Raw genomic sequence first — 17,952 nt, 5'->3', positions numbered from 1 at the left:
CAGGCCGTCCGTCCTTCGAGACGGGCCGAGGACCGGGCGAAGACGGGGCAGAAACGGAGCGACGCAGTGCTGGACGAGGTAGCCGGCTGGCTGCGGCGGCGGTCCTGGACCGCCGAGTGCCGCCCGCTGTCCCAGCTCCTCGCCGCGAAGCGGGCCGCGGGCCCGCGCGGGACGGTGAGCGTGGTGCTGCCCGCGCTCGACGAGGAGGCCACGGTCGGGGCGATCGTGGCGGAGATCCGGCGCGAGCTGATGTCCGAGGCCGTGCCGCTGGTCGACGAGCTCGTCGTACTGGACTCGGGGTCCACGGACCGGACCGCGGCGGTCGCGGCGGAGGCCGGGGCGACGGTGGTCCACCGCGACGCGATCCTGCCGCGGCTGCCGGCCGTGCCCGGCAAGGGCGAGGTGCTGTGGCGCTCGCTGCTCGCGACGCGCGGCGAGATCGTCTGCTTCGTCGACGCCGACCTGCGCGAGTTCGACGCGCGCTTCGTCTCCGGGATCGTCGGGCCGCTGCTCACGGACGGGAACGTCCACCTGGTCAAGGCGATGTACGACCGGCCCCTGGAGACCGGCGGCACGGTGGACCCGGCCGGCGGCGGCCGGGTCACGGAACTGGTCGCCCGGCCGCTGCTCAACCTGCACTGGCCGCAGCTCGCGGGCTTCGTGCAGCCGCTCGGCGGCGAGTACGCGGCGCGCCGGTCGCTGCTGGAGCGGCTGCCGTTCCCCGTGGGGTACGGCGTCGAGCTGGGGATCCTCATCGACGCGCTCAACACGGTCGGGCTCGACGCGCTCGCCCAGGTCGACGTCGGGGTGCGGCACCACCGGCACCAGGACGGGCAGGCACTCGGGCGGATGGCCGCGACGATCTACCGCACCGCGCAGACGCGCCTTGCGCGCGGGCATCTGGTGCGGCCCGTCCTCACGCAGTTCGACCGCGCGGCGGGCGGCGGCTTCGAGCCGCGGGTCCACGACGTGGTGACGGAGGAGCGGCCGCCGATGATGACCGTGCCGGAGTATGTGCGGCGGCGCGAGGTGGCGTGACGCCGCGTTCGTTCCGTGCGGGTACGTGGCGGTTCTCCGCGCCCCTGGGGGTATGCGCCGCGGGCTCGGCTGAGCGCGCAGTTCTCCGCGCCCCTGGGGGTACGCGCCGCGGGCTCGGCTGGGCGCGCAGTTCCCCGCGCTCCTGAAGGGGTACGCGCCGCGGGTGCGTCGTGGCTGGGCGCGCCCCTGAGGGCGACGGGTCGGGGGGTCGGCGGGGAGGGGGACCCGGGTGGCGTAGCGCACACGTTTGCGGGTGGGGATGCGTGGCTAGGCTGGCGGCATGGTCGCATCGCATGGCGCGCGGGTTCTGGTGGCGTCCAATCGCGGGCCCGTCTCGTACAGCCTCCGGGAGGACGGGACGCTGGAGTCCCGCCGCGGAGGCGGCGGGCTCGTGTCGGGGCTGAGCGCGATCGGGCCGGACACGGACGCCGTGTGGGTGTGCGCGGCGCTCGGCGACGGTGATCGCGCGGCCGTGCTGCGGACCCCGGACAGAAGCGGGCGGCTGCCCGCGGAGGACACCGGTGAGCAGCGGGTGCGCATGCTGGACATCCCGGCGGACACGTACGCGTCCGCGTACAACGGGATCGCGAACTCCGTGCTGTGGTTCGTCCACCACCTGCTCTTCCAGACGCCGCTGGAGCCCGTCTTCGACGAGGACTTCCGTGACCAGTGGGCGGCGTACGTGGCGTACAACAGCGCCTTCGCCGACGCGCTGGCGGAGGAGGCCGGGGAGGGCGCGGCCGTCCTGGTGCAGGACTACCACCTGACGCTGGTGCCGCAGATGCTCCGCTCGCGCCGCCCCGACCTGCGGATCGGCCACTTCTCCCACACGCCGTGGGCGCCGCCGGAGTACTACCGGCTGCTGCCGGACGACGTGGCGGCCGAGGTGCTGACCGGCGTCCTGGGCGCGGATCGGGCGGCGTTCCTGACCCGGCGCTGGGCGGAGGCGTTCGCCGCGTGCTGCGCCGACGTGCTCGGCGCGACGGTGAGCCGGGACGAGGGCGCGCTGACGGTGACGTACCACGGCCGCACCACCCGGATCGGGGTGCACGGGCTGGGGGCCGACGCGGACTTCCTGCGGGAGCGGGCGCACCGCCCGGACGTGGAGGAGCGCCTGGCGGTGCTCCGGGAGGCCGTGGGCGGCCCGGACCGCAAGGTCATCGTGCGGGTGGACCGCACCGAGCTGTCGAAGAACATCGTGCGCGGCCTGCTGTCGTACGCGCAGCTGCTGCGCGACCGCCCCGAGTGGCAGGGCCGCGTGGTGCACGTCGCGTTCGCCTATCCCTCGCGCACCGACCTGGCGATCTACCGCGAGTACACCGACGAGGTCTCCGACCTCGCCGAGGAGATCAACGAGGAGTTCGGCACCCCGGGCTGGGAGCCGGTGATCCTGCACGTCAAGGACGACTTCGCGCGCTCGCTCGCGGCGTACCGGCTGGCCGACGTGGCTCTGGTCAACCCGATCCGCGACGGCATGAACCTGGTGGCCAAGGAGATCCCGGTCGTCACCGACGACGGCGTCGCCCTGGTGCTGTCCCGTGAGGCGGGCGCCTACGAGGAGCTCGGCGACGACGCCTTCGTGGTCAACCCCTACGACATCCTGGCCACCGCCCGCGCGCTGCACCAGGCGCTCTCGGTCTCCCACGGGGAGCGCGCCGAGGCCACCAAGCGGCTGGCCGCGGCGGCCACCGCGCTGCCGCCGCAGCAGTGGTTCCTGGACCAGTTGCGCGCCCTGGACTGACCGGCCGGGCCGGTCCGGCCAGTGCGGTCAGTCCGGCAGCGGAACCGACTGGGCCGCCAGCAGGGTGCGGACCGTCGTGGTCACGGTGGCGGGCAGGGGCTCGTTGCGCACCGAGGCGTAGGACATGGCCCCGTCGAAGAACATGGTCAACTGCTCGGCGAGCAGGACCGGTTCGGCGGCGCCGGCGGCCCGGGCCTGTTCGGTGAAGTACTCCTGGAGGCGCTTCTTGTAGGACAGCGCCACATCCCGCACGGGATGGGCGGTGTCGGTGATCTCGGCCGCCGCGTTGAGCACGGGGCAGCCGCGGAATCCGGGGTCGCCCGACGCGCGCCGGGCGGCGGCGAAGACCTCGATCATCTTCCCGGCCGGTGACAGGCCGCTGTCCTCCGGCGGGATCAGCCCTGCCATGAAGCGGTCGGTGGCCAGCGGCAGGTAGGCCGCGATCAGGTGGTCCTTGCTGGGGAAGCGCTGGTAGAGGCTGCGCTTGGACACCCCGGCCGACTCCGACACCAGGTCCACTCCCGTGGTGTTGATGCCCCTGGTGGTGAACAGGTCGCACGCGGCGGCGAGCACGCGCTCGCGCACGGCGTCCGGCGCCTTGGTGTCGATCGTCATGCGGCCAATGTAACCCGGGGTGCCGACGAGAGGAAACAGATCGGTGTACCGTAACGGCGACATCGAGGAAACAGATCTGTTTCCCCCGGGTGGCCGGGTGTCCGGCCGCCTGTGCACCCCTCCCGAGAGGAAGCCCGGACCATGAGCCTGCGCGTGGAGTTCGACGAGACCGGCGGCCCCGAGGTGCTGAGACTGCGGGACGTGGAGGTCGGCGGGCCCGGCCCCGGCGAACTGCGCATCCGCGTCGACGCCTTCGGCCTGAACCGGGCCGAGGCGATGTTCCGCGAGGGCCGCTACTTCTACCCGCCGAAGTTCCCGTCGGGCCTGGGGTACGAGGCCGCGGGCGTGGTCGAGGCCGTCGGGGACGCGGTGACCGGCTTCGCCCCGGGCGACGCGGTCGCGGTCGTCCCGGGCTTCCTGCTCACCGACTACGCCACCTACGGCGCGCACGCGCTGGTGCCGGCGGCCGCCACCGTGCACCGCGCCCCCGGCAGCGACCCGGTGACCGCCGCGGCCGTCTGGATGACGTACCTGACGGCGTACGGGGCCCTGGCGGAGGACGGACGGACCGAGCCGGGGGACGCCGTACTGATCACGGCCGCCTCCAGCGGTGTCGGCCTGGCCGCGATCCAGACCGCCCTCCGCGTCGGCGCGGTCCCGATCGCCACCACCCGCAGCGCGGAGAAAAAGCGGCGGCTGCTGGACGCCGGGGCCGCGCACGTGATCGTCACCGGCACCGAGGACCCGGCGGAGCGCGTACGGCAGATCACCGGCGGGCGCGGCGTCCGGACGGTCCTCGACTCCGTCGGCGGCCCCGGCCTGCGCGACCTGGCGCCGCTCGTCCGGCCCGGCGGCTCGCTCCTGCTCTACGGTGCGCTGGACCCGCGCCCCGCGGAGCTGCCCACCGCCGAGGAGCGTCCCGGCATCACCAGCCGCTTCTTCACGGTCTTCGAGGTGACGCAGGACGCCGACCGGCTGCGCCGCGCGGTCGCGTTCGTGCGGGAGGGACTGGACACCGAGGCCCTCACGCCCCTGGTGGACCGGACCTTCGATCTCACGGAGATCGTCGAGGCGCACCGCTACATGGAGTCCAACGGCCAGGTCGGCAAGATCGTGGTCACGGTCCGGCACTGACGCCTCCGGCGGTGGGCCCGGTCCGGGACGGCCTCCTGCCTCCGCTCCCCGGCCGGGGACGCCCCGGCGACCCCGGGCAGGAGCACGGGCCGCGGCGCCCTCACCGGACAGGCCCGGGCCGGGCCGGCGACCGCCGCACGAGGAGGCGGTCTTCGAGTCGATCGGCGCGATGCTCCCCGAGTCCCTCCTCGTCCCCGATCCCCACGCCGCGCCGTACCGCGCCGCCTCCCGGCTGACCTGCCCGGGGTCGCGGCACAGCAGGGCGTGGTCTTCGACCCGTCCGCCCTGGCGTTCCCGGGGACGACGGCCGGTCAGCCCCCGGTGCGCGGCTGACCCGCCGCCCGTCGCCTGCTGATCCCCAGCCGGATGCGGGCGGTCAGCGCGCCGGTGGCGAGGTAGTCCTCCACCTCCGCGAGCGGGGCCCGGCGGGCGAGCGGTTCGAGTCCGACGACCAGGGCGACCGGGCCGCCGTCCGCCACGAAGGCGGACCACCGCTCCCCGACGGCGACTTCGAGCAGGCACCCGCCCCCGTCCGCGTGCACGACGGCCCGGCCGGGGGCGCTCACGGTGATCCGCTCGCCCAGGTCGGGCAGCCGCCGCCCCGGCTCGGCCAGGCCGAGCAGTGCGGCGAGCCCCGCCGTGCCGTGCCCGCGCGGATGGGCCAGCAACAGGAAGGCCACCGGCCCGAAGGCGGTGCCGTCCAGCCAGGCCCAGGTGGCGGGCCTCACCGCAGCACCACCCAGACCTGCTTGCCGGTGGGCGTCGGGCGGGCGCCCCACCGGTGGGCCGCCGTCGCGATGAGGTGCATGCCGCGGCCGCGTTCGGCCGACCAGTCGAGCGGCAGCGGAGCGGGTACGGGCAGCCGGTGCGAGCGGTCGCTGACCGTGGCCCGCACGCCCTCGCCGGCGAGGTCGTGCAGGGTCAGTTCGCACTCGGGGGAGCCCGCGTGGCGGTGGACGTTGGCGAGTATCTCCGTGACGCACAGCGCGGCGGCGTGCGCGAGGTCCTCGCGGCCCCAGGCGCGGAGTTGTTCGCGCACGGCAATGCGCACGGCGGCGATACGGGCGGGCTCGGCGATGACACGCATCGCCGTTCCGGGTGGGGATTCCTGCGTCATGGAGTCAACGGTTCCGTGCCGCGGCTAGCCTGACCAGGGACGACCTGACCCCGGATCAGTTGTGTCGGGGAGGCCGGGCCGGTGTGTACGCGCTGTGTATCGGGGAGGTGGTGGCGTGCCGGCGACGAAGGGCGAGGGCTCGGCCAGCATGCGGATGTTCGGCTCGGTCGCGCGGTCGCTGCGCGAGGCGCGGGGGCTGACGACCGACGAACTGGCCGCGCGTGTCGGCTACTCGAAGTCCCTGGTGGTCAAAATCGAGCGGGGCGAGCGGATGCCGCCGCCGGCGTTCGTGGAGAGCGCGGAGGCGCTGCTCGGCGACGCGGGCGGGGTGCTGCGGGCCGCGGCGCGGCACCTGGAGCGCGGCGAGTTCCCGTCGTGGTTCGAGGAGTACGCGGAGCTGGAGCGCGCCGCGGCCTGCCTCTACAAGTACGACGCCCATGTCATCAACGGCCTGCTGCAGACCGAGGACTACGCCCGTGTGGTGCTGGGCGCCCACTGCCCGACGCTCGAGGCGGACGAGGTCGAGCGCCGGGTGCGGGCCCGGCTGGCCCGGCAGTCGCTGCTGACCCGGGCTCCCGCGCCGCAGCTCGCCTTCGTCATCGAGGAGTGGGTGCTGCGCCGCCCGGTGGGCGGCCGCGAGGTCAACCGCCGCCAACTGGAACGCCTGCTGGAGGCGGGCGCGCTGCGGAACGTCACCGTCCAGGTCATGCCGCTCCCCCACGAGGCGCACGCCGGTTTCGACGGGCCCATGACCCTGCTGGAGACCCCCGATCTGCGACTGCTCGCCTATCTCGAAGTCCAGGGTCGCAGCGTGCTGGTGGACCAGCGGAACGAGGTCAGCAAACTCAATCAGCGCTATGCGATGATCCGGTCGCAGGCCCTCAGCGTCGGGGACTCCGCGAAGGTGATCGAGCAGATTGCAGGGGAGCTATGACCGCCGAACTCGCTTGGTTCAAGAGCAGCTACAGCGGCAGTGAGGGTGGCGACTGCGTCGAGGTCGCCATCGGCCCGGCCGCCGTCCACGTCCGGGACTCCAATGACCCCGCGGGGCCCGCGCTCGCGTTCACGGCCGAGCAGTGGACGGCCTTCGTCGCGTACGCCGCCGCCGTGCCGGTGGAGTGACCTCACGCGTCGAAGCGCGAGGAGCCGAGCGTCACTTGGTGACCGACGAGGCTGATCTCGATGCCGTCGGCGGTGGCGCGCGCGGCGGTGAAGCCGAGGCCCACCGGGAGACTCATCTTCCACGCGCAGCCGGCGTCCGGCGCACCGGGAACGGTCAGAGTCAGCTCCGAGCCCTGCGCGAGGAGCGTTCCCGTGCCGTTCAGGGGTGTTCCGCCGACCGTTCCCGAGACCCGGAGGCGTGCCTCCTGGCCGTCCGACCCCGGGGCCCGCGAGACCCGCAGGGGGCCGCCTGCCCTCGCCAGCCGGGTCACCACGCCGGACAGGTCGTCGTACGAGAGGGTCAGGGTGCCGGTGGCGAGATCGGCCTGGGCGCTGCGCGCCGTCAGTGAGGTCACGCTCACGCCGCGCAGGTCGAGGGAGAGACGGGCGATGTCCAGGTAGCCGCCCTGCCGGTTGTCCGTGGTGTCGATGAAGAACTTCTCCGCGGTCAGCGTGACGTGCCGGAAGTCGCCGCCGATCGCCTGGGTCACGAACGGGAAGCCCTGGATCGCCACGCTCATGTGGCCGTCCGTGGTGTTCGCGTAGCCGTACTTCTCCTGCGCGAGCCGGAGCACCTCCTTGTCCGCGACGTGCACGGCCACCCGGTCCGCGGTCACGAACAGCACGGCCAGCACAACGACCGTGACAGCCAGGACTCTTACCCAACGACGTCCCACGCCGATCCCCCCATACGTTGTCGCGTGCGAGGTGATCATGCACGGTCACGCGCCCCGGCACCAGCCCCGGTCGACGGGGCCGGCCCCGCCCCAAGGGCGCGGGCAGTGACGGGCGTTCGTCGCGTGCGGCGCCGCGATGCCGATAGAGTGACCGCCCGATCACGCTTCGTGCCCACCGCATGAAGCGGCCCCCAGTGGTGCGCCAACACCGGCCGGGGGCCTACACCTCCGAGGCTTACGACAGGAGCCCCGTAAATGATGCGCCATGCTATCCCGCCGACCCGTTTCTTCTCCCAGACGCCGAACGACCTCATCCGCCATCCGCGGCTGAACGGAACGGCCGTACGACTGCTGCAGTGGGCGCTCTCCCTGCCCGGGGATTCGCGGGAGACCCTGCAGAGCATCGGCGAGAAGATGCCCGAGGGCCGCATCGCCCTGCGCCGGGCCCGGCAGCAACTGGAGGCCGAGGGCTTCGTCCACACCCGGCGCAGTCAGTGCCCGCGCACCGGCCGCTGGACGACGCGCGTGCTCGTCTCCAACGTCGCGCTGCGGACGGCGGAGGAGATCGAGGCGGCCTTCGCGGCGCCGGGTGACCGGATGCCGACGGTCGGCGCACCGGCCGGACGGGCCGTCGGCACATCCCCCAAGGGGAAGAACACCGATGAGGTGAACACCCCCCACCCCGCCGCGCCGTTGGTCGCCCGCGCGGCGGCCGTGCTGCACCGGGTGGGGCGGATGGAGGCCAGACTCGCGCTCGGCGTCGCCGAGGCGGCCGGACTGGCACCGCTGGCCGCGCGCTGGCTGGCGAACGGCGCGAGCGAACTCGAACTGCGCACCGCCGTGACCGCCGGACTGCCGACCGCCGTGCACTCCCCCGCCGGCTTCATCGCCCGCCGCCTGCGCGACAAACTCCCCGCGCCGCGCACCTGCGCCGATCCGGCGGCCCCGGCCGCACCGCTGCCCGAATGCCCGGGCTGCGGCGACCCGTTGCCGCGCGGCCAGGCCACCGGGGTGTGCACGCCGTGCACGGGAGCCGTGCCGTTGCCCGTGCCCGCGGCTGTGCCCGCTCCCGGCGGGCCGAGCGGCGCGGAACGGGTACGGGCCGCGCTGGCGGTCGCCCGTCCGGCCCCGCGGGCCTGAGTCCCCCGCCCCCGGCGGGTGGGCCGGGGGCGGGCAACGGCCGCCTTACTCGGCGGTGAGGAACTCGTCGTGGGACAGCGGACGGTTCACTATGCGGATGTCACCGACGTTGCCGTGGAAGACGACGTCGATCGCGCCCGCGTACTCGTGGCCGCCCACCAGCCAGGGCAGCCCGAGGGAGGTGAGGCCCTGCGAGATCCGGTTCGGGTTGTCGACGACGGGAGCGCCGTCGACGTACAGCCGGGTGTAGCGGCCGTCGTTGACGACCGCCAGGTGCCACCACTTGAGCTCCACCAGGCCGTGACCCCAGTTGGTCGTCGGGTAGGTGGTGTTCGTCGGGTAGTGGTTGAACTGCGGCTCGCGGCCGTTGTTCGTGATGTTGAACTGGGCCAGGGGCTCGTTCGGGTCGGTGTTCTTGCCGTGCTTGCCCGCGGCGCCGGCCGAACCCCGGCGGCTGAGGAACGACGCGTTGCCGTTCCTGCCGGAGTCCCAGTCCAGCGGCATCATGACGAACGACTCGATCGTGTAGCCGCTCCTGAACGTCTCGGTGTTCAGCGGCGCCTTCGGCCCGGTGGTGAGGTACGAGCCGTTGACCGGGTTCCGGCCGCCGGCGAACTTCAGGCTGGCGTGCGCGGGCTGGTCGGGGTGGTGGTCGGCGGACCAGGTCAGCGCGTCGGCGGCGGTGCCCGGCAGGGTCACCACCGTCAGGTCGTTGCCCTTGCCCGACAGGTCGCGGATCGTCTGGCCCGCGGTGAGCGCGGTGCCGGGCGCGCCCTGCCCGTCGAAGCGCCAGTACGCCAGGGTGCCCTTCACCAGCTCCTTGCTCGCCGGGCGGGCGGGCCGGGCCGGAACCGGGATGAAGCCCGAGAACCGCTCGTCGAAGTCGATCGGCATCGAGAAGTTGTCCACCGGGCCGGTGACCTGGGCGATCTCGGCGGCCAGCTCGGTGCGGGACTCCGGGTCCTGGGCCAGCACCCAGGGGTTGATCGTCTCGACGTCGATCGTGTTGCGGACCAGGTCGAAGTGGTACAGCCGGATCATGCCGCCGCCGCCGAAGTAGCGGTTCTGGTAGTTCGTGATGTGCATGTGCACGTCGTTGCCGGCGGCGTTCTTCTGGGTCATGCGCCCGGGCGGCCAGTAGTGGCCGTTGAGGGTCAGGAAGACCTGGTCGTTCTCCTTGATCAGCTTGTCCCACATCACCTGGCCGTTGCCCACGATCACGGCGTTGTTCTCGGGGTCGCCGGACTCGTAGGGGAAAACGTTGTCATCGTACGGAGAGGCGACGATGTCGTGCGACGTGACGATCACCGGCATCTTCGGGTGGGCCTTGATGACCTTGTTGGCCCACGCGTAACCCTGGTCGGTGGTCCGCCAGTCCAGCGCCAGCAGCAGCCACGAGCGGCCGGCGGCCTGGAAGATGTGCGCGGTGTTGTAACCGGTCTCGTCCGCCCCCGCGAAGGACTTGGAGTGCCGGAACCGCTGCGGGCCCATGGTCTGCAGGTACGGCGTGTCGCCGCGGGTGTCGTCGCCCGACACGTCGTGGTTGCCGGCCAGCACGCTGTACGCGGCGCCGTGCTGGTCCAGCAGCGCGAACGCCTTGTCGACCTGCTCGAAGGAGGACGGGTCGGCGTCCTGCGTCATGTCGCCGAGGTGCGCCATGAACACGATGTTGTTGTCGGGGTTCCCGCTGTTCTTGATGATGTAGCGGAACGACTCCTCCTGCGGAGTCCGGTTCACGCTGTCCTGGCTGCCCCAGTAGAGGAACTGGGTGTCCGGCATGATCGCGAGGGTGAACCGGAGCGAGGTCGGGTCGGGGTTCCACGTACCGGACGTGCCGCCGTGCCGCGCGGCGTCCGCGGCGCTCAGGGCCTCCGTGGCGGACGCGGGCGTCGCGCCGAACGCGGCCCCGCCGACACCTGCGGCCGCCGCTCCGGCACCGGCCAGCGCCGCGTTGCGCAGAAAGCCGCGCCGGCTGTGCCCGGCCTGCTCGTGTGACGGAGTGTCACCATGAGTGCACATAGGTCGCCCTTCCCGGGTCGATGGTCCAAAACCCCATCGACGCTACTCAGAAGGGTCGCCGGCTGGGCATACGTCAGATGACAAACGGAATGCGAGTCTCCGCCCAAGGTGTACGGCACTCGTCAGCCAGTGGCGGGAAGCGGGCCGCTCGATGAGCGGAGAGTGACCAGGAGAAGGCGATATCCCCAGGGCCCTGCCGCCCGGGAATATCCGCGCGGCCCGGGCGGTGGCACAGAGCGCTCAGGCCGCCCGCCGGTCACCCCGGGCCCACCCGGCCCCGGTCGGCATGTGGCTGGCCGAGGGCGGGCTGCCTGATCTGACCGGTCCCGTCGACAGCGCGGACGACCCGCACCGGGACGCATGACCGACCGCTTTCTGATCGACACCTCCGCCCTCGCCCGTTATCCGGAACCGCCGGTCCGCGCCATGGTCCAGCCGCTGCACAACGCCGGGCTCCTCGCCGTGTGCGGCGCGGTCGAGCTGGAGGTCCTCCGCAGCGCCCGTTCCAAGGCCGACGCCGGGCGCATCCGCGACGAGATGCGCGGTTTCGACTGGCTCCCCGCACCTGACGAGGCATGGGACCGCGCCCTGGAGGTGCAAGCCCGGCTCGTCGGAGACGGGAACCGGAGGGCTCTGTCCGTCGCCGACCTGATCATCGCGGCCACGGCGGAACGGCACGGCGCCACCGTCCTGCACCACGACGGCGATTTCGACATGATCGCGCGCGTGACGGGACAGCCCGTGCGGTGGGTGGCAGCAGCGGGCAGCGCCGACTGACCGGGGCGCGGGTCTGTCCGGGCGGCGCGGGGCCGACCCCGCACTATGCCCGCGGGGGATGCGGCGGCGGGGGCGGGATGGTGGTGAGGTCGGGGGCCGGTTCCGGCCAGACCAGGAGGACCGGGCACGGGGCGTGGTCCACGACGAAGCGCGCGGCGGGACCCAGGCTGTGCGGGCCGAGGTGGCTGCGGTCGCCGTCCCGCGCGAGGACGAGCAGTTCGGCGCCCTCGGCCGCGGCCACCACCTCCCGTTCGACCCGGCCGGTCAGCTCGCGCGGGACGCACGGCCGGCCCAGCCGCGCCGCGGCCGCCTCCAGCAACTCCCGGCCCGAGACGGTGGCCTGCTCCTCCATCCGCGTGCCCGGGTCCCGGCCCCAGCCGTGCGGCGATCCGTGCCCGCGGCCCAGCAGACCCGCGAACGCGCCGTGGGCGGCGTCCGGCACATCCTGGCCGCTGACATGGAGCAGCACGATCTCGGCACCCTCCCGCGCGTGGGCGCGGGCGGCGTCCACCGACGCGGGCCAGGTCCCCTCGACGGTCCAGACGACGACGGTCACCGCGGTCCCCCTTCCGACTCAGCCTCCGAAGACCGGCAGTGACACCCACAGTGCCACCACCGACAGCACCAGCGCAGCGGGCACGACGAGCAGCCCGAGGAGCATGAACTCCCGCAAGTCCACCGCCGCGTCGTGCGCGTGCACGATGCGGCGCCACAACAGCGTGGCCAGCGACCCGGCGTAGGTCAGATTGGGGCCGATGTTCACCCCGAGCAGGACGGCGAGCACCGCGCCCGCACCGCCCGGCGCCGCCAGCGGCAGCAGCACCAGCACCGCGGGCAGGTTGTTGATGACGTTGGCCAGCACCGCCGCCAGGGCCGCGAGTCCGAGCAGCGCGAGCAGGCCCGTGCCGTCGGGCACGACGTGCGCGAGCACCGAGGCGAGCCCGTTGTCCACCACCGCGCGCACCACGACGCCGAGCGCGAGCACGAACGCCAGGAAGGGCACGGCCGCCGACCGGCCGATCGCGCGGACCGTGGTCCGGCGCCGCACCAGCGCGCGCACCGCCAGTACCAGCGCGCCGGCCAGCGCCGCCCACGCCGGGTTCAGCCCGAACGCGGAGGTGGCGACGAAGCCGGCGAGCGTGCAGACCACCGTCACCAGGGCGAACAGCGGCACCTCGGGCGCGTCCCCGGCCGTCCGGGCGCCCGCCCCCGCGTCCAGCTCCCCCGCGAAGAAGCGCCGCAGCACCACGTACTCCACCCCGATCGCCACCAGCCACGGCAGCGTCATCAGCGCGGCGAACCGGGCGAAGGACAGCCCGCTGGAGGCGAAGGCGAGCAGATTGGTGAGGTTGGAGACGGGCAGCAGCAGCGACGCCGTGTTCGACAGGTGCGTGCAGGCGTACACGTGCGGCTTGGCCCGCGCGCCGAGCCGCGCGGCGGTCGCGAAGACCACGGGCGTGAGCAGCACCACGGTCGCGTCCAGGCTGAGCACCGCCGTGATCACCGAGGCGACGACGAACACCTGGGCCAGCAGCCGACGCGGACGGCCCGCCGCCGTGCGCGCCATCCACGCCCCGCAGAAGCGGAACAGCCCTTCGTCGTCGCAGAGTTGGGCCAGCACCAGGACGGCCGCCAGGAAGCCGATCACCGGGCCCAGCCGGGCGGCCTCCTCCCCGGCATGCTCCAGGGAGATCGCCCCCGCGCCGATGACGATCCCCGCCGCCGGGACGGCGACCACCGCCTCGGGCCACCCCCAGGGGCGCACCACGGCGCAGACCAGCACCACCACCAGCAGCAGGGCGGACAGCGCCTCCGCGTACGACGTGCTCAGGACAGGCTCCTCGGGGTGGGCGGACTACTCGCTCTTCGCCTTGCCCACCGAGTCTGCCGCCACGCACACGGCCAGGCCCAATGCGACCAGCACGACACACACGTAGATCCGGTAGCCGTCCAGGAAACCGATCCGCTGGGTCAGCGCCCACACGCGGAACCAGCCGCCGGTGACTTCGTAAACGATGCCGCCGACGCCCTGGGAGAGCAGGATGAAACCGATCAGCCCCATGAAACCGCTGTACCCGCGCAATGCCTTCATGCCCGAAGGCTAGGGAGCGGCCGGGCGGCCGGGCTGTCGTCCTAAGTAGCCGATCGTCGCCCTCCTGTCGTCCGAAGGTCCCGACTTGCGGCGCGGGTGGTGGTGGCGGCGCCCGCGGTCCGTAGATTCGGGGACATGCGACGCATACCGAAGGGCATCGGCGCCGACATCGCGGTCTTCCTCGGCGCGGCGGCCTTCTCCGTGCTGTCCGCGGGCGGGACCGGTGCCGGGACCGGGGTGGTGGAGCAGGCGGTGAGCGCGGTCACCTGCGCCGCGCTGTTCCTGCGGCGGCGGTGGCCGGTGCACCTGGCGGTGGCGCTGCTGGTCACCGGATGGCTCGCGCACCTGGTGGGCGGGCCGACGGCGGTGGCCGTCTTCACGGTGGCGGCCCACCGGCCGCTGCGGACCACGGCGTGGATCGCGGCGCTCGCCTTCGCTCCGCTGCCGTTGTTCCTCGCCCACGGGCCCGACCCGGACCTGCCGGAGACCGGCTCCGCACTCACCTTCTTCGCGATCATGGCCGGGGCGATCGGCTGGGGTCTGTACGTGCGCTCCCGGCGGCAGTTGCTCGCCTCGCACGCCGAGAGGGGACGGCGGCAGGCCCGCGAGGAGATCGCCCGCGAGATGCACGACGTGCTGGCGCACCGGCTGACGCTGCTGAGCGTCCACGCGGGGGCCCTGGAGTTCCACCCGGGGGCGCCGCCCGCCGAGATCGAACGGGCCGCCGGTGTGATCCGCGACGTCGCGCACCAGGCACTGGAGGACCTGCGCGGGATCATCGGCGTGCTGCGCGAACCGGGCGGTCCGGGCGCCCCCGGCGCGGGAGCTCGGCCGCAGCCCACGCTCACCGACGTGCCCCGGCTGGTGGCCGAGGCGCGGGAGGCCGGGATGCGGGTCGTACTGCAGACGGACCGCGCCGCCGAGGAGGGCGGTGCCGCCACCGGGCGCACCGTCTACCGCATCGTGCAGGAGGGGCTGACCAACGCCCGCAAGCACGCCCCCGGCGCGGAGGTGACCGTACGCGTCACCGGTGGCCCGGCACACGGGCTGACGGTGGAGATCAGCAACCCGGCGCCGGACGCGGCGTCCCCCGGCGCCCCGCGCTCCCCGGCCATCCCCGGCGCCGGGCAGGGCCTCGTCGGGCTCACCGAACGCGCCGCCCTCGCCGGCGGCCGGCTCGAACACGGCCCGGACGGCGGCGGCTTCCGCGTCCGCGCCTGGCTGCCGTGGGCGGGATGACGGGCGGACTGGCTACGGTGGGCGGCGTGACCGTGCTGCGTCTGATGCTCGTCGACGACGATCCCCTGGTCCGCGCCGGGCTGCGGCTGATGCTGGGCGGGGCCCCCGACATCGAGGTGGTGGCCGAGGCGGGCGACGGGGCGGAGGTCGCCGCGCTGGTCGAGGCGCACACCCCCGACGTGGTGCTGATGGACATCCGCATGCCGTCGGTGGACGGCCTGGCCGCCACGGAGGCACTGCGGGCCCGGCCGGGGGCGCCCGAGGTCATCGTGCTGACCACCTTCCACACCGACGAGCACGTGCTGCGCGCGCTGCGCGCGGGGGCCGCAGGCTTCGTGCTCAAGGACACCGCGCCGCGCGAGATCGTCGAGGCGGTACGGAAGGTGGCGGCGGGGGAGCCGGTGCTGTCGCCCGCGGTGACACGGCAGTTGATCGCGCAGGTGTCCGGCGGGGCGGCGGCGGAGCGGAGCACGGGCGCGCGGGCCCGCCGTCAACTGGCCTCGCTGGGCGAGCGGGAGCGCGAGGTGGCGCTGTCCATCGGGGAGGGCCGGTCGAACGCGGAGATCGCGGCGGCGCTCCACATGAGCGTGCCCACGGTCAAGACGCACGTCTCCCGCGTCCTGGGCAAGCTCGGCCTCAACAACCGGGTGCAGATCGCCCTGATCGTGCACGACGCCGACGGCGGCGCCGGCGGGGCGGGGTCGGGCCGGGCCTGAGCCCTTTGCCTCGCACTCGGCCAAAGGGCGTTGGGCGCCGGTATGCCCGCCTCGTCCACGCGGGCCGTTCCGGGGGCGGACCTCCGGAACCGCCCGCGCCTTCGTCGGCGTCGAGCCCGCCGACCCCGACGGCTCGGCCCTTCAGTCGCTCACGCGGTCCTGGGTCTCCTGAGCTTCGAGTACGGCCGCGAGGGCGTCCAGCAGACGCACCACGCCCTCCGGGCCGTCCACCACCAGATCCGCGCGGGCGGCCAGCTCCGCCACCTCCGGGCTGCCGCTGCACACCAGCACACCCGGCAGGCCGTCCGCGCGGCGCTTCTCCACCGCGCCGAACGCCGCCAGATCCCCCAGGTCGTCGCCCGCGTACAGCACCGGTCCTGCCCCGACCTCGCGCAGGTAGTCGCCCAGCGCCACGCCCTTGTCCATCCCCGGCGGACGCAGCTCCAGCACCATCCGGCCCGGCTCCACGATCAGCCCGTGCCGCTCCGCCAGATCCCCCAACGGCCCGCGCAGCGCCTCGAACGCGGCCTGCGGGTCATCCGTACGGCGCGTGTGCACCGCCACGGCGCGGCCCTTGTCCTCCACCCACGTGCCCTGCCACGCGCCGATCCCGTCCAGCACCCCGGGCAGTTCCGCGCGCAGCGCGTCCACCCCCGGGTGCGCGCCGGGCGCCCGCACCTCGCCGGAACGCGCGTCCCAGCGCTCGGCGCCGTAATGACCGAGCACCACCAGATGCTCCAGGCCCGGCACCCCGGCGAAGCCCCCGTACCGCACGGCGACCCCCGCGGGACGGCCGGTCACGACCACCACCGACCCGATGCGCGGCGCGAGGCGGGCGAGCACGCGTGCCGCGTCCGGGTGCGCCCGGGCGCTGTCCGGATCCGGCACGATCGGGGCCAGCGTCCCGTCGAAGTCCAGCGCCACGACGGCCCTGCGGGGCTCCGCGAGCAGTGCGGTCAGGCCGTCCCCGCCCTCGGGCGTCGTCGGCTCGGGCAGTTCGTCCCTGGGGTCCCTGAGGGTCATGCCCCGACCCTACCCAGCGGCGCGGGGGGCATGGCGGGCGTACGGAAGCATCGCCTTCCCGGGGGGCTTCCGGGGCGTTGCGGCGGGGCGCCGTGGGCGTGTGCGGCTGCCGCTGCGTGCGGCCGACCCGCCGTCGCCGTGTGCGGCATCGCTGCGCCTGCGGCGGGCTGTCTCCCACCCGCCCGCCCGTTGCCCCGGACGTCGGCCGGACGCAGCAGCGGGCCGCCGTCGCCGCGTGCGGCTGCGGCTGCGTGCGGCCGACCCGCCGTCGCCGTGTGCGGCTGCCGCTGCGTGCGGCCGACCCGCCGTCGCCGTGTGCGGCGCCGCTGCGCCTGCGGCGGGCTGTCTCCCACCCGCCCGCCCGTTGCACCGGACGTCGGCCGGACGCAGCGGCGGGCTGTCCGCCCGTTGCACCGGACGTCGGCCGGGCATACCGGCGGGGCGCCGTCGCCGTGGGCCGCGGGATCCGTTGCCGTTTCGCAACCTCATGAGCTCATGGCCATCGCATGCCGATCGCACCGTGAACCGACCTGGGGGCCGCCCAGGGGGTGCCCCCTCCATGTCGCACACCACCGGGGAAGAGACCAGCTCATGTCCAGCCAGAACACACCGTCCACGCCACCGGCACCGCCGCCCGTGCTGCTCCTCGAAGCGCTGACCCGGGTGCACGGCTCCGGGGCCACCGAGGTGCAGGCGCTGCGCGGCATCGACCTGGCGGTGTACCCGGGTGAACTCGTCGCCGTCATGGGCCCGTCGGGGTCGGGCAAGTCCTCGCTGCTGACCTTGGCCGGCGGGCTGGACGTGCCGACGTCCGGACGCGTGGTGGTCGAGGGGACCGACCTGACCGCCGCGAGCCGCAAGCACGTCGCGGCGCTGCGCCGGCGCAGCATCGGCTACGTCTTCCAGGACTACAACCTGATACCCGCGCTCACCGCCGCGGAGAACGTCGCGCTCCCCCGTGAACTGGACGGCATCAGCAGCCGCTCGGCCCGCCGCGAAGCGCTCGCGCTGCTGGCGGAGATGGGACTGGAGCAGCTCGCCGACCGCTTCCCCGACGAGATGTCCGGCGGTCAGCAGCAGCGGGTCGCCGTCGCCCGGGCCCTGGTGGGCGACCGCCGGCTGGTCCTCGCCGACGAACCGACCGGGGCCCTGGACTCGGAGACCGCTGAGGCGGTGCTGGCGCTGCTGCGGAACCGGTGCGACGCGGGAGCGGCGTGTGTGCTGGTCACCCACGAGTCCCGCTTCGCCACCTGGGCGGACCGGGTGGTCCTCGTGCGCGACGGCTCCGTGGTGGACATCACGCTGCGGTCGTCCGAGGCGTCGCTGCTGACCGGCGGGACCGCCCGGTGACCGCGCCGACGACCCGGCGGGTCCCGGGGGCCGCCCCGTTGCACGGCTGGCGGGTCGCGATCCGGATCGCCCGCCGCGACGCCTGGCGCGCCAAGGGCCGCAGCCTGATGGTG

The 17,952-nt window shown here is 74.0% G+C and carries 20 protein-coding genes; 11 read left to right on the top strand and 9 right to left on the bottom strand.

Translation table 11 applies throughout. The features are described from left to right. The first annotated feature begins 66 nt into the window (after positions 1 to 66). Positions 67 to 1,038, top strand: a complete 972-nt coding sequence (locus ACIP98_RS02490) for a glucosyl-3-phosphoglycerate synthase (protein ID WP_319662954.1) — start codon at positions 67 to 69, stop codon at positions 1,036 to 1,038. 280 nt (positions 1,039 to 1,318) lie between these two features. Further along, complete coding sequence (locus ACIP98_RS02485; protein ID WP_319662953.1) at positions 1,319 to 2,779, top strand: trehalose-6-phosphate synthase; 1,461 nt, start codon at positions 1,319 to 1,321, stop codon at positions 2,777 to 2,779. Between the two features lie 27 nt (positions 2,780 to 2,806). On the opposite strand, the gene ACIP98_RS02480 is transcribed toward ACIP98_RS02485, so the two are convergent. Continuing rightward, positions 2,807 to 3,394: a TetR/AcrR family transcriptional regulator gene (locus tag ACIP98_RS02480; RefSeq protein WP_319662952.1), complete on the bottom strand. Its 588-nt coding sequence runs from the start codon at positions 3,392 to 3,394 to the stop codon at positions 2,807 to 2,809. Positions 3,395 to 3,535: 141 nt separating this feature from the next. Between ACIP98_RS02480 and ACIP98_RS02475 the strand changes: the two genes are divergently transcribed. Continuing rightward, positions 3,536 to 4,528, top strand: coding sequence for a zinc-dependent alcohol dehydrogenase family protein (locus tag ACIP98_RS02475; protein WP_401973287.1), 993 nt, complete (start codon positions 3,536 to 3,538; stop codon positions 4,526 to 4,528). Between the two features lie 311 nt (positions 4,529 to 4,839). Here the strand turns inward: ACIP98_RS02475 and ACIP98_RS02470 are convergent, their stop codons facing one another. Both ACIP98_RS02470 and ACIP98_RS02465 read right to left on the bottom strand, forming a co-directional pair. Beyond that, entirely contained in the window at positions 4,840 to 5,256 is a 417-nt protein-coding gene (locus ACIP98_RS02470; RefSeq protein WP_319662949.1) for a hypothetical protein, read from the bottom strand. Further along, positions 5,253 to 5,645, bottom strand: coding sequence for an ATP-binding protein (locus tag ACIP98_RS02465; protein ID WP_319662948.1), 393 nt, complete (start codon positions 5,643 to 5,645; stop codon positions 5,253 to 5,255). The genes ACIP98_RS02470 and ACIP98_RS02465 overlap by 4 nt, the downstream gene beginning before the upstream one ends. A gap of 115 nt (positions 5,646 to 5,760) precedes the next feature. On the opposite strand from ACIP98_RS02465, the gene ACIP98_RS02460 reads away from it, so the two are divergent. Beyond that, positions 5,761 to 6,579: a Scr1 family TA system antitoxin-like transcriptional regulator gene (locus ACIP98_RS02460; RefSeq protein WP_401973285.1), complete on the top strand. Its 819-nt coding sequence runs from the start codon at positions 5,761 to 5,763 to the stop codon at positions 6,577 to 6,579. Continuing rightward, complete coding sequence (locus ACIP98_RS02455; RefSeq protein ID WP_401973283.1) at positions 6,576 to 6,767, top strand: DUF397 domain-containing protein; 192 nt, start codon at positions 6,576 to 6,578, stop codon at positions 6,765 to 6,767. The genes ACIP98_RS02460 and ACIP98_RS02455 overlap by 4 nt, the downstream gene beginning before the upstream one ends. 2 nt (positions 6,768 to 6,769) lie before the next feature. On the opposite strand, the gene ACIP98_RS02450 is transcribed toward ACIP98_RS02455, so the two are convergent. Continuing rightward, positions 6,770 to 7,483: a DUF2993 domain-containing protein gene (locus ACIP98_RS02450; protein ID WP_401973281.1), complete on the bottom strand. Its 714-nt coding sequence runs from the start codon at positions 7,481 to 7,483 to the stop codon at positions 6,770 to 6,772. Between the two features lie 255 nt (positions 7,484 to 7,738). Between ACIP98_RS02450 and ACIP98_RS02445 the strand changes: the two genes are divergently transcribed. Further along, entirely contained in the window at positions 7,739 to 8,623 is an 885-nt protein-coding gene (locus ACIP98_RS02445) for a hypothetical protein (RefSeq protein WP_401973280.1), read from the top strand. 45 nt (positions 8,624 to 8,668) lie between these two features. Here the strand turns inward: ACIP98_RS02445 and ACIP98_RS02440 are convergent, their stop codons facing one another. Then, entirely contained in the window at positions 8,669 to 10,642 is a 1,974-nt protein-coding gene (locus tag ACIP98_RS02440) for a LamG-like jellyroll fold domain-containing protein (protein WP_401973278.1), read from the bottom strand. A gap of 226 nt (positions 10,643 to 10,868) precedes the next feature. Here ACIP98_RS02440 and ACIP98_RS02435 point away from each other — a divergent pair, with 226 nt between their 5' ends. Both ACIP98_RS02435 and ACIP98_RS02430 read left to right on the top strand, forming a co-directional pair. Next, positions 10,869 to 11,006: a hypothetical protein gene (locus ACIP98_RS02435; RefSeq protein ID WP_401973277.1), complete on the top strand. Its 138-nt coding sequence runs from the start codon at positions 10,869 to 10,871 to the stop codon at positions 11,004 to 11,006. Then, positions 11,003 to 11,419 (top strand): PIN domain nuclease, encoded by a 417-nt coding sequence (locus ACIP98_RS02430; protein ID WP_401973275.1) that lies wholly within the window; start codon positions 11,003 to 11,005, stop codon positions 11,417 to 11,419. The genes ACIP98_RS02435 and ACIP98_RS02430 overlap by 4 nt, the downstream gene beginning before the upstream one ends. A gap of 43 nt (positions 11,420 to 11,462) precedes the next feature. Here ACIP98_RS02430 and ACIP98_RS02425 read toward each other — a convergent pair whose 3' ends face one another. From ACIP98_RS02425 to ACIP98_RS02415, 3 genes are read right to left on the bottom strand one after another with little or no spacing between them, the layout of a single operon-like run. Then, positions 11,463 to 11,975 (bottom strand): universal stress protein, encoded by a 513-nt coding sequence (locus tag ACIP98_RS02425; protein ID WP_401973273.1) that lies wholly within the window; start codon positions 11,973 to 11,975, stop codon positions 11,463 to 11,465. Positions 11,976 to 11,993: 18 nt separating this feature from the next. Beyond that, a complete protein-coding gene (locus tag ACIP98_RS02420; RefSeq protein WP_401973440.1) occupies positions 11,994 to 13,250 on the bottom strand; it encodes an SLC13 family permease in 1,257 nt (418 codons plus the stop codon). 24 nt (positions 13,251 to 13,274) lie between these two features. Then, positions 13,275 to 13,511, bottom strand: a complete 237-nt coding sequence (locus ACIP98_RS02415) for a hypothetical protein (RefSeq protein ID WP_319662940.1) — start codon at positions 13,509 to 13,511, stop codon at positions 13,275 to 13,277. Between the two features lie 135 nt (positions 13,512 to 13,646). Here ACIP98_RS02415 and ACIP98_RS02410 point away from each other — a divergent pair, with 135 nt between their 5' ends. Continuing rightward, complete coding sequence (locus tag ACIP98_RS02410) at positions 13,647 to 14,750, top strand: sensor histidine kinase (RefSeq protein ID WP_401973271.1); 1,104 nt, start codon at positions 13,647 to 13,649, stop codon at positions 14,748 to 14,750. Then, positions 14,747 to 15,466, top strand: coding sequence for a response regulator transcription factor (locus ACIP98_RS02405; protein WP_319662937.1), 720 nt, complete (start codon positions 14,747 to 14,749; stop codon positions 15,464 to 15,466). Before ACIP98_RS02410 ends, ACIP98_RS02405 begins: the two co-directional genes overlap by 4 nt. A gap of 141 nt (positions 15,467 to 15,607) precedes the next feature. Here the strand turns inward: ACIP98_RS02405 and otsB are convergent, their stop codons facing one another. After that, entirely contained in the window at positions 15,608 to 16,489 is an 882-nt protein-coding gene (otsB, locus tag ACIP98_RS02400) for a trehalose-phosphatase (RefSeq protein ID WP_319662936.1), read from the bottom strand. A 591-nt stretch (positions 16,490 to 17,080) separates the two neighbouring features. Between otsB and ACIP98_RS02395 the strand changes: the two genes are divergently transcribed. Then, positions 17,081 to 17,839: an ABC transporter ATP-binding protein gene (locus ACIP98_RS02395; RefSeq protein WP_401973269.1), complete on the top strand. Its 759-nt coding sequence runs from the start codon at positions 17,081 to 17,083 to the stop codon at positions 17,837 to 17,839. The last annotated feature ends 113 nt before the right edge of the window (positions 17,840 to 17,952 follow it).

Source organism: Streptomyces sp. NPDC088354, assembly GCF_044753585.1.
Lineage (GTDB): Bacteria > Actinomycetota > Actinomycetes > Streptomycetales > Streptomycetaceae > Actinacidiphila.
The sequence above is the reverse complement of the archived record's forward strand: the minus strand, read 5'-3'. Positions and strand labels throughout refer to the sequence as shown.